Raw genomic sequence first — 18,041 nt, 5'->3', positions numbered from 1 at the left:
CCTATTGACATTGTTCTAAAAGTTTTATAATGAATATATAAAAGTGCAATTTTATTGTTTTTATTTAAGTTTACAACTTTAGCCTTACATGGTAACATGTTTAACAATATTATTTACTATGAAAAATAAAAAATTGTATCATTATATCATCTCATATATCTTGTTCATACTTTTTTTTATTTTCTATGGAACCCTTTGTTTTGCTGGAAAAAAGGTAATAGCCAAAGGTTTTAGTTTTTATGAACCTGGCAGAGAATTAATTGCCAGAGAAAAGGCTTTGGACCAGGCTAAACGGGCCGCTATTGAGCAGGTAGCAGGTACTTATATAGATTCTATCTCATTAGTTGAAAATGCTAGATTGGTTCAAGATCAAATCTTTAGCAGATCAAGAGGTTATTTAAAAAATTTGAAGATTTTAAAAGAAAAAAAGACTAAACTTGGAACTTATGAAATAACAATTGAGGCCGAAGTAGAACTTAATTCTCTTATAAATGATATTAAACATTTTCAAGACATTCTTCGTCTTCAAAATAATCCCAGAGTGTTTATCCAAATAAATCCATCTGTGCCATCAGATTGTATCCAAGCTATTCTTAAAATTAAGGCTTACCTGGCAGATCGTTTGCAACAAGCTGGTTTTATTCTGCTTGCATCGCCAGCAAAATCAAATTCTCCATCTCCTGAGCTAATCATTGATTTGAGCGGTGAAATTTCTACAACAAGTACCCAGTATAAAGATATTTTTATTACTTTAAATGAACTTAGTTGCACTGCATCTATTATCCGACCTTCTGAAAACAGAATTCTCGCAACAGCAAGTGCCACAGCCTCTATACCAGGAGAAAATAGGTTACAAGTAATGGAACAAGGAACCCAGATGTGCGTTTCCAAAATATGGAAAACTCTCCGTCAAAAACTCTTATCTGTTTGGAAGCAGGAATTATACGGTCTAAGAAAAATTACATTGGTAATTCACAGGCTACATAACTACAATGAAGCTAGACACATATGCAGGATTATGGAAAATGAGATTACAGGAATTCAATGTGTTCAACTTTTGAAGTTTAGACACAAAACAGGAATATATGTAGTAAAATATAAAGGTTGGCCTAAATTCTTACTCAGTGAAATGTCAATGTCTTATTTTCAACATAAATGCTTTTCTTTTTTAGTTGAACAAATTGAAAATAATAAAATGGTCATAAGGTTAAATAAAATCGTTGCAAAAAGAGAAAATTAACATCAATTGTTATAAAGAGGAAACAGTTTTATGAGCAAAAGATTTTTTTCAAAGATTATTATAGTTGCTCTAGCAGTAGTTTTATCCGCCTGTGCTGTAGGGAAAAAATATTATGAATTGGGTCGACAGTTGCAGGATGCGGGTAAATATAAAGAGGCCATGGCTTATTATAAAGAGGCCTTAGCAAAGGAACCAAAAAACAAAACATATCAGCAAGCGCTCACCGAGCTCAAAAAAGAATTGATAACCAAATACATCACAGAAGCAAAAGCCATACTAAATTCCAGTGAGCCAATAACCTTAAATAAAATTAATAAAGCTAAATATAAACTTGCAAGGGCAGAAGAGATAGATCCTCAAGCACGTGATGTGATTGCTCTTAAAAATGAAATCAAGGTTAAAGAGAATAAATTTTTAACAGAAGTGAAACAAATTTATTCCCATGCCCAACAAGCTATAAGGGAAAACAAATGGGATAAAGCCTATTTTCTCCTTTCTCAGCTTCAAAGTAAATTTCCCAATTACGAAGACTCAGCCACACTGCTAACTCAGTGTACCAGAGAAGGAGCAAAATTCTATTTAACTCAGGCTCAGATTTTTTTTGATAAGGAGAAATTCAAACAAGCGATCTTCTTTTTGCGTAAAACACTTGCATTAGATCCTCAAAATAGAGTAGCACATAAGCTTTTAGAACAGGCCAGACACAATGACAATAAAGAATATTTTCTTAGCCGTGCTAGAGAAGAAGTAATTGCTCAAAACTGGGATAAGGCTGTAGAACTATATGAGACCGCATTGGAATATGACCCAACAGATAAAGATTTAAAACAACTCCTTGGCCAGGTTAAACTCAAAGCTGGTGAGTACCATATTCGAAAGGCCAAGGAAAATATTAAAAGTGGTTGGCTCCTCAAAGCTGTAGATTCATACATGATGGCTCAAAAGTATATAGAAGATAAAAATGATTATAAACTTAATTCTTTAAAACAATCACTTGCTGCTAGACTAAAATTTATCGGAGATCACTTTAAAAGTCAGGAACAATATGAACTGGCGTGGTATTGGTATACTAAAGTAAAACAAATTTTTCCTGAATACCCCAAAATATCTTCTCTTATTCAGGAAATGGGAAAGCATATCTCTAAACGAGTACAAAAATCTATTGCTGTGTTTGATTTTCGCAGTCCGTCTAATAATAGGGATGCAGGAGTTATTATTGCTAATAAGCTAATTACTTTTCTATTTAATAACGCCAGCGGTGACATAAAAATCATGGAACGGGAAAATCTTAACTCCATTTTAGAAGAAATGAAATTAGAACAAATTGGAATAGTTTCTACTGAAACAGCCAAGAAAGTGGGACAAATGTACGGAATAGATATAGCTATCATGGGCAGTGTGCTTTTATTTAAAGTTGAATCTATAATGTCAAAGAGTAAAAAAACAGTCCGTTATCAGGTAGGAACAAAGATACAGGACAATATAGATTATCTTAACTGGAAAGCAAAGCATCCTAAGCCGACAAAACAAGAACTTGTCGAGGCACCTCCTGCTAAAATAGTTGTGCCAGAATATGTTGAAAAGCAATATGAAGTTGGCGAACAGAAAAAGGTTGGTTTTGTAGAGATATCATTCAAAATTATAGATATTGCTACTGGAGAAAATATCCAGGTCAAGACCATTAAACGTAAATGTATATTTGAAGACGAAACCAATGCTGGAATTCCTGAGGCCCATATAAAATACGACCCCCTTGAACTACCAACTAATACAGAAATTTTGCAGAATTTGACATTGGAAGTAGTAGCAGAACTTGGTCGGGAAGTGTTAAAACCGCTTCGCAACTTGGAAAAAAAATATTTCCAGGAAGGAGAAAATCTGCTCAAGCGCAAACAAAATCTTCAAGCAGCAGTAAAATTTATTGATGCATTATTTGACGAACGTTTAAAAAGTGTTGCCAATTCTCCTATTATAAAAGATGCTTTAGAAAAGGTTGAACAGATATTTTACATGTACCAAATTCCATTGGGAGAGTAGTTTAATGTTTAAATCCTTAAGGGTATCATGGGTTCTTTTGTTTTTCCTTTGTGTAAGTAATTTAAGTTGGGCAACTAAGCCACTTATAGCTGTTTTTAATTTAAGACCTACTAGCATTGATGCCATTGATTATGCAGGGGAAATACTCTATGATTTGGTTTCGGTTTTTACTAGAAAAAGTATTATACAGATCATGCCTCGCAGAGAAATGGAAGAGATCCTTTTACAACGAGGATTTGTTCAAAGTGATAATCCAAAACAAGCATTAGAAGCTGGAGAGGTTTTAGGGGTAAATTATGTTTTTACAGGACAAGTTTCAAAACAAGATTCACAAATCAGGGCCAAATTTTTTCTGTTAAATGTTCCTCATAAAAAGATCATAAAAATATGGACATTAAGTTTTACAGGAAGGGAGGATATTTTCAATAAAATATCACAATTAGCAAAAAACATAGAACAAGTGCTTTATGCTGACCAATCAGTTGTCAAAGACAATCAGCATGGAGTACATATTCAAAACCAAGAATTAAAAATAGAGATTAAAAATTTAAAAGCAACTTGTAAAAAAGATTATATCATATTGACGTGGGATTTTGATCCAGAGGATCCCATTTCCCAATTTAATATTTACCGTGCAGAATGTAAAAATGGTCCATGGCAATTTGTAGGAAAGACCAACAAAAACATCTTTGAAGACCATCAAATTTTAAAGGGACATATTTATTATATGGTAGCAGCCTTGCTTTATAATGGTCAAGTTGTGAAATTAAAACCAATAGTAGAGGTGCAAAATTGTGGTGAAAAGATTCCTTTTCCTCCTATAATTCTGGAAGCAAAGGGATTTGTGAAACGAATCTATTTAAAATTTATTCCATCATTACTTAATGTTCAAGAAGGTTTTGAAGTAAAAAAATATATTCTTTATCGCAAAAAAGAAAATTGGATAAAAGTTCAAGAAATACCTGCTGAATTTAATTCTCCATCAGAATTGAGTCTTTATGCTGAAGATACAGGACTTCAGGATAATACAACTTATGAATATTGTTTAACTAGTGTAACCTCACAAAAAGAAAGTCCATGTTCAACTCCAATAAAAATAACAACCATACCCCCACCTGTGCTTGCTTTAGATAAGGATAATCTTTTACGCAGAATAGATCTAAAGTGGCAGAAGATAGATAACGTACAAGGTTATTACCTCTATCGTAGAATTCAAGATGAAAAGTGGCATAAAATAGCTAGCATTCGAGACAATTCTATTTGTACCTATTCTGATAAAAATAGTCTTGAAGATGGTCTTACCTATGAATATTATTTAACTGCTTATGACACCAAAGGTGAAACTGGACCGTCTAACATAGTAAGAGGAAAAACTAAAGACTTACCCTTACCGCCCACAAACATAATCGCAATCAGTGGAATGGTAAAATCAGTTCTATTGAGATGGAATCCTATTAATGATAAAGATATTGGAGGATATATAATTTATCGGGGCACCACTCCTAACCAATTAACTGAAATAACAAAATTAAAAGGGTATACAAAAAATTCTTATATAGACAAAGGTAGCTTATTGGAACCGCTTCAAGACGGCAAAACATATTACTACGCGATTGCCAGTTTTAATCTTTATAATAAAGAAGGTCCTATTTCCAAAGTTGTCAAAGCAACCACCAAACCAAGACCAACCTCAGTTAGGGAATTTAAAGCAATTGTAAAAACTAATAAAATTGTTCTAATCTGGAATAGTAATCCAGAACATGATATAAACAACTATGTAATCTATCGTTGTAAGAACAATGGATATTGTAAAAAAGTTGCTACACTGCCGCCTACACAAACAAAATACGAAGACTATGAATTAACAGGTGAAAGTGTTTATATCTATAGGATTATAGCAATAGATAAAGATAAATTAAAAAGTGATCCTGCTATAACAAAGGTAACTCTTCCAAAAGATAATGAGGCACCAGGGCAATAACTACAAATTTTTTCATGCCCATGATTCGATAACTTTTTTATGGGGGAAAAAGTCTGATTTTGCTATGGAGATAGATTTGTCCCGCGCCTTTATATCAAAGGTTTTTTCCTTTAACATAGGACTATTTTTTAAGGCAAGGTTTATGCATTTTGGCAAATCTGAAATAAAGATCCTTTTATTACAACGTGCATGTGTCAAATTTGTTAAAAGGAGAAATAAAGACACAAAAAAATACCAACATCATTTTGCTGCTCTTAATAAGAGCCGCATCTTTGCTTTTTTGCATGGAATACTTCCTTAACTCAATTCAAAATAATTATTGCGGTTAATGTATGTGTTTAACAAATTATGTTAAAAGAATAATTCCAATTCCAGCACTCATTTTAGCTATAATTCCCAAAATTTTCCCGAACATAGCGCCATAAGCTGCCTGTTTTGATGCAGAGAAGCTTTTTCCGCTGGCAAGTTCAAAAACAAGGCTACCTGCATAAGCACCAAGTATTCCTCCAATTAGTGCCCCTAACCCAAGTAAAAAAGGGGCGCCTAAAATGGCGCCGCCAATTGCCCCAATAAATGATCCTAGGTTGCCTTTAGAAGTAAGGCCATACTTTTTTCCTATAACAAATTGTCCAATAAATTCTATAATTTCACCTAAAACACAAAGCAAAATCACTGTAACCCACCATGAGATAGGTGGAGAAAAGGTAGTACTAAAGATATCAAATAAAAATAATACCATCAGCATGAGCCAGTTTCCAGGAAGGCTGAAAAAATTTAAGCACCACAATAAAAATAATATTATTTTTATAAAAATCACTTTTTTCCCCTTTAGTTGTAGAATCCACACAATTTTTTTAAGTTCTCAAATAGCCCTATTTTTTCATCTCTGGAACTGTGTTTTTGTTTTTTTACTTCTTTGAAAACCCTCTCCTTGAATTTTTTATATACTTCATTTCGTAAAACATAATCTTTTTCTAATACTAATTTAAACAACATTCTATCTATCTCTAATACCTCTCCGTCCTGAGTACAAACAACGGTAGCATTTCTCTTTTGGTCAGATATTAAAGCCACTTCCCCGAAGAAGTCCCCTACTCTGAGTTTTGCAACTACTTTATCTTGTCTCCTAACTTCAAATTCACCACTAATAATAATATACATTGTATCTCCAACATCGCCTTCGTTAATTACCCTATCTCCTAGACTAAATTTAAGTAAATTGGCATACATAGCTAAAAATTTAAGAACCTCATTTCTGGCATTGTGAAATAGCTCATTGGCTTTTAAAACTGAAAGAACTTCGGAATCAACCTGTTTTGATTTCTGTTTTCTCATAATAACAGTCCTGATTGGAAAAGGAATTTCTATATCAAAATTTTTGAATTGATACCAGATTGAGCTGTATATTTCATCTATTGCCAATCTTTTTTCATAATAATTTCTCACACCAAAAATAATTTTATAATTAATAGAAGATGATCCATATTCCATCAATAACACTTTTTTTTCCATATGTTGTTCAACAAATCTATTTGTATTTAAAATATCATAGAGAGCCCTTTTTACTTTAACAGGAGGCACATCATAACTAACACCTATGGTTATTTGTACTTCTAACTCTTCAGATGGCTTACTATAGTTGATTATATTTTCAGAAGATATAGTATTGTTTGGAATTATTACATACATGTTTAAAATGGTCTTAATCTTTGTATACCTCCAATTTATTTCCTCAACCTTACCAATTAAATCACCAACCTGAATCCAATCTCCCTGATCAAAAGGTTTTTCAATTTGTATAACTATTCCGGATATCAAGTTGCCAATAGTATCTTTCATAGAAAGACCAATTATAGCAGTCATAATAGCAGATGGAGTTAATATTGTAATTAAATCAACATTAAATACATTTCTTAAAAAAACCATTATAAACAATAATATAATTGAAAATTTTATAATATCAATTATAATATAACTAATTTTCTTTTTTTTTCTTAGCAATAAATATTCATTTATATACAAATCTATTATAAATAATTTTACAATCAAAAATATGAAAACAGTCTCTAAAACAAAAATTATTTTTAAAAACCATATCCCTTGAATATTTTCTTTTAAAAACTCTATAACAATTAAAATTATTGAATAATTCAAAATCTTGGTAAAAAGGAAAGACCACTCAAATCTCTTCTTTAAAAAAAACACTAAAATCCTAAATGTTAATACAATACCTATGGTTATGACAAATAAAATAATATCCTTTTTATGCATAATCAATTGGTTAAAAAAAATTGCAATATAATTCATTTGGTCCATAATGCGCCTTATTTTTGAAATTGTTTTATGGCGTTCTCTTTACTTCTAATCTGACAACACTATTTTCTTACAGTTTTGCATGTAAAGAGGAATCTCCTGATATTAAAGGAAGATCATATCCACCAGGCACTAGAAAAACTCCTATTATTGTGATATTTTTCTCAGCTCCTCCATTGGTGAAATCACAAACCAAACTTCCATGACATTTAATTGCGCAAAAAATATTCAATAAAGAGATCACACAAAACTATTTTATTTTTCTCCGTCAAGCAAGTTTTTTTGTTTAGCGATGGGAACGAGAGGATTTTGAATGTAGGTACATCCGCTAGTAGCGATTAGCTATGTGACGAGAGATAATAATGGTTTTGCTTCCCAATTTTTCCCGATGTGCTTCTTCATAGTGTCTTGGTTCAGCGTGAAATGAAATTTTCCCCGATAAAAATTAGCTACTTTTAATTTACAAGATGCCTATAATAGAGAGATGCCCTTTTTATAGGATGCTATATTGCCCTTCTATGGTATTGAAACCCACCAAGGAAAGGACCTTAGAAAGGAAAAAAATAATTTAAAGGTATTAAATAGTCTTGTAAACTATTAAGGTAGTCTACTTAACCAAAATTTTTTCAGCCATTCCTCTGCCAATTGCAATTTTGCCATCTCTGACTTTTAAAACAATTGGCCCCCATCCATTTTTTGCGATTATTTTTATTCTAATTCCAGGAGTCAGGCCAAGGTTAAAAAGTTTTGATCTAATCCCTCTTCCCCCTTCTATATCTACAAGTGTAACTTCATCGCCTGCGTGAAGATTGGTCAGCCTCGTCATATTCTACTCTCTCCCTATTTCTGATCTTATTTTGTTGTAAATATCATCTAGATATTCTCTGTATTTTTCACAGGTTGCCTTGCCTTTTCCATGTTTTAAATATTCATGAAAATATCCTATCCACTTACTTCCCGCTCTAGGACAAGACTTTATAAAATTCATAAAATCTACAAACCTATCCAGTGTGGAAGTGCTAACAGCGTGTTCCATTTTACATGCCTCACTTTCAGCAACTATTGCATCAATTCCAAGTATCTCATGCAAAAATTTTTTTAAGGCAATATGCCGCCTTTGAATCTCTTTTCCAATTTCCCTGCCTTTGTCAGTCAGTTCAATATATTCATATTTTTCATATTCAACCAGGTCAATTTTTGATAGATTTTTGAGCATACTTGTGACAGTAGGCATGCTGACTCCCATTTTAGAAGCAATATCCTTGACCCTCACGGCCTTTTTCTCTTCTTCCAGGCCAACTATTGCCTCTAAATAGTCCTCCATCTTGGGAGTAATGGGTTTATTTTTGGTTTTAGTGTCCATTTTTTTTATTTGAGTATCCACAAAATGTTTCATCAATCTAATTTATTATTTCATGGCCTTGATGTCAAGCTCTTTCTTTGTTAAAATTAAAAAAAACAAAATAATGGCAAAATAATTGTAATACCCATAAATACTGGTTAAAAATATTGCACCAACCAACCGACAGCTATTTTGCTGTGGCCTTCGACCTTGCTCCATCTTAAAAGCGACCCATCAAATTATTCCTCAGATAATACTTCTCAATATTCTCTCTTTAAATTCCTCATTTAAAGGAAACCAGTATAAGTCATAAATACTATTAAGCCATGTCTTTTTAAGGTTTTAAAAAATATGGTTGACAACGTCAGATTCCAAAGATAAGTTCCTTTGAAAAAACAAAATATCTCTAGGTTCCCTGACTTCAGGGTGAAACGGGAAGCCGGTGAAAATCCGGCACTGGCCCGCAGCCGTGAGAGGGGACGAAAGCTGGAATTATCGCCACTCTTGACACCTTTTGGCCAGGAATCTTCAAAAATTAAGGAGTTCGGTTAAAGGTGCCAAGGGGAAGGCTCCAGCTCGCTCTGGTAAACATCCCAAAAAAGAAATTCTATTCACCAGGGCGAGTCCTGTTGAATATCCTTAAGTATTCAACAGGGCGAGTAGGATGATCCTCGAGTCGGAAGACCGGCCTAGAGATAATAAAAAAGGACGAAGCTTCGAGGCTAACTGCTTCGTTCTCGGAAATGGTCACTTGCCTTAAGCTAAAGCCCATTTCCTGAGAACCCGCCTGAAGCTTCCTCCTTAGTATGCAAAAATAAATTGCATAAGGAGGAACAAAATGACTCATCAACTCTATCTTTCAATTTGATACCAGTTATTGTTTAAAGAAGTTTTTTATTTAATAGCTCTATCTATAATTGTGATCCTGGTGTAATTAGTTGTTTTTGTTTTCCTGAACAATTTAATTAAGGATATTTATGCCAATGAGTAAATATTTGTGGTGTGTATTAATTTTATTTCTATTATTTTCATGCCATTCTTCTACATTTGAGTCCTTTGGAGAATTTTCAATAAAAAAATTATCCAACGGAGTAAAAGAAATTACAGATGGTGTTGGCAGAAAATTTGTCTTGGTGCCAAAAGGCATAAAAGCGCCAAAACAATACACCAAAGATAAAATAATATATATCCCGGTTAAAAGGGTTATTGCATATTCAGGATACAATGTCTCCCTTCTTAGGGGCCTTGGAGTATTAAATACTCTAGTTGGAGTTACTCATAAAAAAGATTACTGGACAATAGACTATGTAAAACATGGCCTTGAAAATGGATCTATTATATATGTAGGTGAATCCAATGCAGTTGATTATGAGCTCATTAAAAAAGCAAGTCCTGAAGTAGTGTTTACCTGGAATCTGGCAGATATACCTAAATTAGAAGAAATGGGTATTAAATGCATTGTAACAACAACTAAAAGTGCAATGGATCTCAATACTAGAATGAAATTTATGTTATTTTTATCTCAATTCTTTAATAAAGAAGAGGTAGCAGAGGAATTTGTAAAGAGGGTCAAGAGGACTATAAAAGATATAAATACAAAATTAAAAGATATTTCATCAAAGCCAAAGGTAATATGGGGAGATATTTATGAAAAAAGGGTGTTAATTGAACCAGGGGATTCCTGGTCTGCACAAATTGTTGAAATAGCAGGTGGAGACTATCTCTTTAGCGATATTAGGGGGAGTTCCTGAATGGAGATATCTCTGGAGAGGTTTCTCTCCAGCGGAAGACAGGCAGATATATTGGTCACTTATCGCACTTCAATTACAGGTGCATCTTCTAAAGAAGCACTGGCTAAGATAAATCCTTTAATCAAAGATATAAAACCCCTAACAAAAGGAGCAGTTTATTCACCTCTGCCCAATTACTCTCAGTCAATGGATAGGTTAGATGAGATAATTAAAGAGATTGCAGCAATCCTTCATCCAGAAAAATTCCCAGGATATAGACTGAAATTTTTTACCAAACTTCCTGATAAAGGATAAAAAATATGGTTGGTTTTAAAAGGTCTTCCAGGGGTTTTATATTCATTTGTTGTGTTTTTATCCTCATAGTATTTATATGGCTATCTCTCTCAATAGGCTCAGTATCCATAACTCAAAAAAGACTCCTTTATTTGATTTTTTCTCACGACACCTTCTCAACTGACGGTTTTATTCTCTGGAATATAAGGATTCCACGCACCATTGCTGCAGTGTTAGGAGGTGGTTTTTTAGGGGTATCAGGCCTACTTTTGCAGATATTTTTCAGAAATCCCCTAGCTGGTCCATTTATTCTGGGAATTTCTTCAGGTGCAACATTGGTAGTTGCCCTGGTCATGCTAACATCTATTACACTTGGTTTTACCCAAATTGCGCCTTATCTAACCACCCTTTCTGCCCTTTTTGGTGCATACATTACAATGTTTATAGTGCTCATAGTGGCAACAAGAGTAAAAAATCCCATCACCCTTTTAATTATTGGTCTGATGATAGGCTATCTATGCCACAGTATAACCAGTATTTTAATGGCATTTGCTGAACAGGAAAGGATCAAGGGTTTTGTGCTATGGCAAATGGGAAGTTTCTCAGGATTTAAATGGTCAGAGATCAGGATACTCACCTTTGTTGGACTAATAATATTGATATGTACTTATCTTATTTCAAAGCCATTAAATGGATTATTACTTGGGGATATTGATGCAAAATCCCTTGGAGTAAGGGTAAAGATGATCCGTTTTTTAATAGTGCTCTTTTCCTGTGCATTATCAGGACTGGTTACTGCTGGGGCAGGACCAGTTGCTTTTATCGGCATTGCAATACCCCATATGGGAAGGCTTATATTTTCTACTTCTGATAACAGGGTTTTAGTTCCAGGGGTGTTTTTGCTTGCAGGAATAGTTACAGGAGTATCTGATTTAATTGCAAGAAACATATTTTCACCAGTAGAAGTGCCAATTAGTGCTGTAACTGCTATTTTTGGTGCACCTATTATAATTGCTCTTGTATCTAAGAGGAAAATGGAGATATGAAAAATAAAGAAAAGGTTATCTCTGTCTCTGATCTAGATATAGGATATGGGAATAAAAAGGTCTTATCTAACGTAGATTTTGATGTATTAAAGGGAAAATTTGTCTCTATATTAGGTCCTAATGGTGCAGGCAAAACTACATTATTATTAACTCTGGCAAAGATATTAAAACCAATTAAAGGAACTATTTTTATAAAAAACACTCCTCTTAATAAAATACAAACTTCAAACATGGCAAAACTCATTTCAGTTCTCTTTACAAAAAGATCTAATCCACCTCTTTTTGATGTATTTTCCTATGTAGCACTTGGAAGATATCCCTATACAAATATTTTGGGAAAGCTTACAAAAAGAGATAAAAAAATAGTTGAAGATGCTCTTAAATTGGTTGGTGCTCTTTATTTAAAAGAAAGACCAATAGAGATGTTGAGTGATGGAGAGCGACAAAAGGTATATATTGCCAGGGGACTAGCTCAAGAACCCGAAATAATGATCCTGGACGAGCCCACAATACACCTGGATCTAAAACACAAAGTGGAAATAATTTCCATTCTCAAAAATTTATGTACAAAAAAGAATATTACAATAATAGCCTCCCTTCATCAGCTTGAGCTGGCAATGAAGGTCTCTGATTATGTTATTTTGGTAAAAGATGGCAGAATAATAGCCAAAGGAACTCCTGAACAAATCTTAACTAAAGAAAATGTATCTCGCCTATACAATTTTAATGGTGTAACTTTTAATCCCCTTTTAGGCTCAATTGAGATTTCTCAACAATACAATAAATCCCAGCCAATGATATTTGTGCTTGGTGGTATGGGTTATGGGACTCCAATTTATAGGGTTTTATCAAGAAAAGGATTTTGTATATCTACAGGAATATTATATAAAAATGATATTGATTGGTTTATTGCAAAACAAATGAATGCAATATGTATTGATGAAACTCCATTTTTACCAATAGAAGATGAAAAAATATCTAAATGTAAAGAATTAATAAAGGATTCAATAATGATTATTGATCCAATTCCAAATTCTAATATTCTGTTTAATAAATCAAAAATTATCAATTCAGCTTTAAATTTTAACAAGAAAGTAATTTTATTTAATCAAACTAAGACAAATCCAAATTCAGAATATGTAATCAATTTAAATAATTTAGATGAATTAGATTCTATCTTGGACGGTGTTAGACATGATAAAATATTTAATAATTATAATAACAACTAATTGTAATTTAAATTGCATCTATTGTTATATTGGAGATCAAGAAAGGTTAGTAATTGCAAAGGATATTATTGATAAAGGTTTAAGTTTAATATCAAATAAAACTGCACCACTACATATACAAATAACAGGTGGTGAACCTACTCTTTATTCTGAATTAATAGAATATACATGTAAAAATATAAAAAAACATCTTCCTATGGCTACTATTGGAATTCAGACAAATGCTACATTGTTAGATAGCTCTATTGTTAAGATATTTAAAAAATTTAATCTCCAGGTTGGAGTAAGTCTTGATGGTCCAGGGGAGGTTCATAATATCTTAAGGGGTAAATTTACAGATACCATTAAAGGCATAGAGCTTTTAAAAAAGCATGGGATAAAGTGTCGTATTACAACCACCCTTACTTCCCTTAATGTAAGTTCCCTTAAAAAATTGGCTCTTCTTATTGATTTACTTGAAAACATAGAAGGAATTGGTCTTGATATGGTTGTAAAAAAAGGACGTACTATTGATAAGGATTATTTATTTCCAGATAAACTAGAGATATATTCAGGCATAATGGATTTTATGGGCATAATAAATTTAATCAAAGCAACGAAAGATTTTCATTTTAGAGAACAGGACATGCTATCTGGATATAGAAAAAATAAAAAACATGTATTTTGTCATGCCCAACAAGGAGAATCTATTGCCATCTTTCCAGATGGAAACTTATACCCTTGTGCTCAAACTGCTGGAGATAAAAGGTTTTTATTGGGGCATATTAGTAATTATAAAATAGAAAAGTATGAGTTTAATAATTTTACCAATAAAGATAAATCTTGCTCATCTTGTAATATATCAAGCTTTTGTCCAGGAGATTGTCCAAGTAGAAATTTTTACAATGGTTCAAAAAATAAAAAATTGGTGTGTTCACTTTATTTTGCTATTTTAAAAGCACAAGGAGTGCATTATGAAACATCTTAAAATTGCATATTATTCTGCTACTTCTATGGAATTTCCTTCAATTTCAAATGCTTACTTACGCATAAAACAAAAACAAGAACCTATAGAAATTGTAGTTAGGGCAAAATCACAATTAATAGATAAAAGAAATGCAAAAGATTTTATTGAACACGCAAAAAGCTCTCACTTTGTTATAATAAATCTTCATGGTGGAAAAGAGTCTTGTCCTAATTTTGACTTGATAATAGATGAAATAACAAAATATAGGGGAAAGAATAAATTACCATATATATTGATATTTGGTGTATCTGGCGATGAATCATCTATTAATATAGCGTCTAAATACAGTGATTTTTTCATGCAAGAGATGTGGAATACAGTTTATAAATATATCTTATTTGGTGGGCCTAATAATTTTAAAAATTTATTTAATTATTTAAAATCTATTGTTTTTGATATTGATAATAAATTTGATCCTCCAAAAAAAGAACCTAGTGAAGGCATATATCATCCTGATATTGGCTATGTTTCATCTTTAGATGAATATTTAAAACAAAAAATAGATAAGTCAAAACCAACTATAGGAATATGGTTTTATCAAGCATATTGGCTAAACCAGGAACTTAAATGGATAGATGCATTGATATATGAAATAGAAAACAGAGGAATGAATGTAATACCTGTATTTCATAAGAGATTTGAAGATAAAATATCTAACAGTATTGGCCCTGACGAGGTAGTTGAAAGGTATTTTATAAAAGATGGAAGACCTATAATAGATGTTCTCTTAAATCCCATGATGTTTTCTCTAACTATGTTGGCTGATAAATACAAATCCCTATATGAAAAATTAGATTGTGCAGTAATCCAGATAATAATGTCTCTTACCCCTTATAAAGAATGGCATGAGAGTTTAAATGGACTATCTCCAATTGATATATGTTGTTCAATAGCACAACCTGAATTTGATGGAACATATATAACTATTCCAGTAGCATTTAGGGAGGAAAAGATTATAGATCCTATTACAGGTGCGCTTATCTCCTCTTATGAACCATGTGATGAGAGAATAACAAAGGTAATAGACCTTGCTCTTAATTATGCAAAACTAAAGAAAAAGCAAAATGCAGATAAAAAATTAGCCATTGTATTTCACAATTATCCTCCAAGAAATGACAGAATAGGATGTGCAGCAGGACTTGATAGTTTTGAATCTGTAAAACTCCTTTTAGATAGATTAAAACAGGTCGGATACAGGATAGATAAAACTTATCAAAATGGAGATGAGCTTGCACAAGAGATAATTTCTGGAGTTACCTATGATAGAAGATGGATTTTACCAGAGGAATTAAAAGATAGATGTGAAAATTTTGTAAGTGGTGAAAAGGTTGATGAATGGATTAGCTCTCTTTCTAAAGAAAACAAAGACAAATTGCATGCAGATTGGGGAGATGTCCCTGGGGATTTGCTTGTGTGGGAGAATAAAATGTTTTTTCCTGGTATCAAAAATGGAAATGTATTTATCACAATACAGCCATTAAGGGGTTGTTTAGAGAAAATAGATAATACCTATCACGACCCTTATCTCTCACCTCCTTACAACTATATTGCCCATTACAAATGGATAAGGGATGAATTTGGAGCAGATGCAGTAATCCACGTGGGAAAACACGGCTCTCTTGAATGGCTTCCAGGAAAATCAGTTGGACTCTCCAATAAGTGCTGGCCAGATATAGCAATCATGGACTTGCCCAATATATACCCATACATAATAAATGATCCAAGCGAAGGAACCCAGGCAAAGAGAAGGTCTTATTGTTGTATAATAGACCATTTAACTCCAGCCTTTACTAATGCGGGTCTATATGATGATCTGGCAAAGTTAGATAATCTATTAAAGGAATATTCTTTGGCCAAGGTGCAGGATAGTGGGAAAGTCAAAGTCTTAAAAAACATGATCTTTGAGGCTGCTAAAGAGTGTAATATATTATCTGATTTAAATATGGATTGTACCAGTGTGCCAGATGATTTTGAATTCTTTTTAAAAAAACTTCATTCCTATTTAAGTGACCTTGAAAATAACATGATAAATGATGGACTCCACATACTTGGAGTCCCTCCTAAAGATGATAGACTAGTAGAATACATTGTACAACTTACCAGACTTTCAAATGGGGATGTTTCTTCTCTGTGGGAACTAATATGTGAAAATATGGGATATGAATATGATAAAGTATTGGAAAATAAAGGTAGCATAGTAGATAAAGAGAAACAAATAACAGGTAGAGAGATATTAAAAAAGGTGCATGCAATGGCTATAGATATAGTAAAGAGGCTCTACAGAGAAAATTTTGATAAAACAAAAATACAAAAGATATTAAAGGATATATCCTCTAAGCACAATAATAAACTCAGCGTTGTGCTTGAATATATCTGCGATTTATATACCTCTCTTTTAAAGACCACCAATGAGATTGAAAATACCATCCATGCCTTAAAGGGGGGATTTGTTCCACCAGGCCCATCAGGGGCTCCAACGAGAGGTCAGGCCTATATCCTTCCAACAGGGCGGAATTTTTATTCTGTTGATCCTCGTAAGATCCCAACTCCTGCTGCATGGGAAGTTGGAAAAAAACTCGGTGATGAGCTCATAAAAAGATATTTAAAGGATACAGGCAAGTATCCTGAAACCATTGGTATTATTTTGTGGGGCGGACCAGTTATGAGGACAGGCGGAGATGATATTGCAGAAATACTCTATCTTCTAGGGGTTAAACCTGTGTGGGCCAGGGGAAGTATGGACGTTATTGGATTGGATATAATCCCTTTATCAGAGCTAGGCAGGCCAAGATTAGATGTGGTCCCAAGGATTTCTGGATTTTTTAGAGATGGTTTTCCCAATCTAGTTGAGCTCATAGATGAGGCTGTAAAACTTGTGGCAAATTTAAAAGAAGATGAATCAGAAAACATTTTAAGGAAAAATGTGTTACGGGACATAGAATTATATAAAAAACAGGGAATGGATGATGAAAAGGCCTTTTTAGAAGCAACAATCAGGATATTTGGCTGTGCACCAGGCTCTTATGGGGCAGGTGTTGCAGAACTTGTGGAGTCGGGGAAGTGGAATACACAACAAGACCTTGGAAATATTTATATTTCTTATTCCAGTTATTCCTATGGAAAGGATAATTTTGGGACCAAAAAACAAGAAAACTTCAGACAAGTGTTATCACGCATGGATTTAGCAGTAAAAAATGAAGATTCCAGGGAATATGACATGATGTCCTGCACAGACTTTTATAACTACTTTGGCGGGCTTATCGTGGCTTCCAAAAGTGTAAGGGGCAAACCTCCAAATTCCTATGTTGGAGATTCTTCAGATCCCAATAGAATCAAGATGCGCTCTACAGAAGAAGAGGCCAAATTCATTATCAGGTCAAGGATTACTAATCCTAAGTGGATAAAAGGAATGAAAAGACATGGTTATAAAGGAGCTTCTGATATCTCCAAGATGATGGACGTGATTTTGGGATGGGACGCAACAGCAAATGTAATGGAAGATTGGATGTATGAAAAAGTAGCAAGATCCCTTGCCCTGGATAAAGAGATCAAAAGTTGGATGAAGGAAAAAAATCCATACGCACTACACAATATAATCTCAAAACTCTTAGAGGCAAAAAATAGGGGTATGTGGAAGCCAAAACAAGAAACCCTCAGAGAATTAATGGAGTCCTATCTGGAAATAGAAGGGGAAATAGAAGAAATAACTGATTAAAACGTAAGAGGAGTATTAGCAAAAATTGTGTATATCCCCTGGGAGGGTGATAAATAAGGGAAGATTGTGATCAGTGTGAGTGGAAAACAGATCACAGACACTGATAAC

General features: G+C 33.2%; 13 protein-coding genes and 1 riboswitch. Of the genes, 9 read left to right on the top strand and 4 right to left on the bottom strand.

Annotated features, from left to right (window positions below; all coding sequences use genetic code 11):
* Nucleotides 1–118 precede the first annotated feature (118 nt).
* From ACYQ1E_RS02450 to ACYQ1E_RS02440, 3 genes are read left to right on the top strand one after another with little or no spacing between them, the layout of a single operon-like run.
* The gene (locus tag ACYQ1E_RS02450; RefSeq protein WP_459875095.1) at nt 119–1,240 is read left to right on the top strand and encodes a hypothetical protein; all 1,122 of its coding nucleotides are present in this window, start codon (nt 119–121) and stop codon (nt 1,238–1,240) included.
* A gap of 30 nt (nt 1,241–1,270) precedes the next feature.
* Nucleotides 1,271–3,277 carry a tetratricopeptide repeat protein gene (locus tag ACYQ1E_RS02445; RefSeq protein WP_459875094.1) on the top strand — a complete coding sequence of 669 codons (2,007 nt, stop codon included), beginning with the start codon at nt 1,271–1,273 and terminating at the stop codon, nt 3,275–3,277.
* A 4-nt stretch (nt 3,278–3,281) separates the two neighbouring features.
* Entirely contained in the window at nt 3,282–5,258 is a 1,977-nt protein-coding gene (locus ACYQ1E_RS02440; protein ID WP_459875093.1) for a hypothetical protein, read from the top strand.
* Nucleotides 5,259–5,604: 346 nt separating this feature from the next.
* Here ACYQ1E_RS02440 and ACYQ1E_RS02435 read toward each other — a convergent pair whose 3' ends face one another.
* The 4 genes from ACYQ1E_RS02435 to ACYQ1E_RS02420 form a co-directional block, all read right to left on the bottom strand.
* Entirely contained in the window at nt 5,605–6,075 is a 471-nt protein-coding gene (locus ACYQ1E_RS02435) for a DUF456 domain-containing protein (protein WP_459875092.1), read from the bottom strand.
* 11 nt (nt 6,076–6,086) lie between these two features.
* On the bottom strand, nt 6,087–7,574 hold the full coding sequence (locus tag ACYQ1E_RS02430; protein WP_459875091.1) for a mechanosensitive ion channel domain-containing protein: 1,488 nt from the start codon (nt 7,572–7,574) through the stop codon (nt 6,087–6,089).
* A gap of 604 nt (nt 7,575–8,178) precedes the next feature.
* Nucleotides 8,179–8,397 carry a FeoA family protein gene (locus tag ACYQ1E_RS02425; RefSeq protein WP_459875090.1) on the bottom strand — a complete coding sequence of 73 codons (219 nt, stop codon included), beginning with the start codon at nt 8,395–8,397 and terminating at the stop codon, nt 8,179–8,181.
* A 3-nt stretch (nt 8,398–8,400) separates the two neighbouring features.
* The gene (locus ACYQ1E_RS02420; RefSeq protein ID WP_459875089.1) at nt 8,401–8,934 is read right to left on the bottom strand and encodes a metal-dependent transcriptional regulator; all 534 of its coding nucleotides are present in this window, start codon (nt 8,932–8,934) and stop codon (nt 8,401–8,403) included.
* 370 nt (nt 8,935–9,304) lie between these two features.
* A riboswitch (cobalamin riboswitch) is annotated at nt 9,305–9,620 on the top strand.
* Nucleotides 9,621–9,896: 276 nt separating this feature from the next.
* Between ACYQ1E_RS02420 and ACYQ1E_RS02415 the strand changes: the two genes are divergently transcribed.
* Genes ACYQ1E_RS02415 through cobN form a run of 6 tightly spaced genes read left to right on the top strand, consistent with a single transcriptional unit; the run spans nt 9,897 to nt 17,933 of the window.
* Complete coding sequence (locus ACYQ1E_RS02415) at nt 9,897–10,664, top strand: ABC transporter substrate-binding protein (RefSeq protein WP_459875088.1); 768 nt, start codon at nt 9,897–9,899, stop codon at nt 10,662–10,664.
* The gene (locus ACYQ1E_RS02410; protein WP_459875087.1) at nt 10,665–10,958 is read left to right on the top strand and encodes a substrate-binding domain-containing protein; all 294 of its coding nucleotides are present in this window, start codon (nt 10,665–10,667) and stop codon (nt 10,956–10,958) included.
* A gap of 5 nt (nt 10,959–10,963) precedes the next feature.
* Entirely contained in the window at nt 10,964–11,983 is a 1,020-nt protein-coding gene (locus ACYQ1E_RS02405; protein WP_459875086.1) for a FecCD family ABC transporter permease, read from the top strand.
* Entirely contained in the window at nt 11,980–13,212 is a 1,233-nt protein-coding gene (locus ACYQ1E_RS02400) for an ABC transporter ATP-binding protein (protein ID WP_459875085.1), read from the top strand. Before ACYQ1E_RS02405 ends, ACYQ1E_RS02400 begins: the two co-directional genes overlap by 4 nt.
* Nucleotides 13,178–14,179 (top strand): radical SAM protein, encoded by a 1,002-nt coding sequence (locus tag ACYQ1E_RS02395; protein ID WP_459875084.1) that lies wholly within the window; start codon nt 13,178–13,180, stop codon nt 14,177–14,179. The genes ACYQ1E_RS02400 and ACYQ1E_RS02395 overlap by 35 nt, the downstream gene beginning before the upstream one ends.
* Nucleotides 14,166–17,933: a cobaltochelatase subunit CobN gene (gene cobN / locus ACYQ1E_RS02390; RefSeq protein ID WP_459875083.1), complete on the top strand. Its 3,768-nt coding sequence runs from the start codon at nt 14,166–14,168 to the stop codon at nt 17,931–17,933. The genes ACYQ1E_RS02395 and cobN overlap by 14 nt, the downstream gene beginning before the upstream one ends.
* The last annotated feature ends 108 nt before the right edge of the window (nt 17,934–18,041 follow it).

It is taken from the genome of Desulfothermus naphthae, assembly GCF_054657475.1.
The sequence above is the reverse complement of the archived record's forward strand: the minus strand, read 5'-3'. Positions and strand labels throughout refer to the sequence as shown.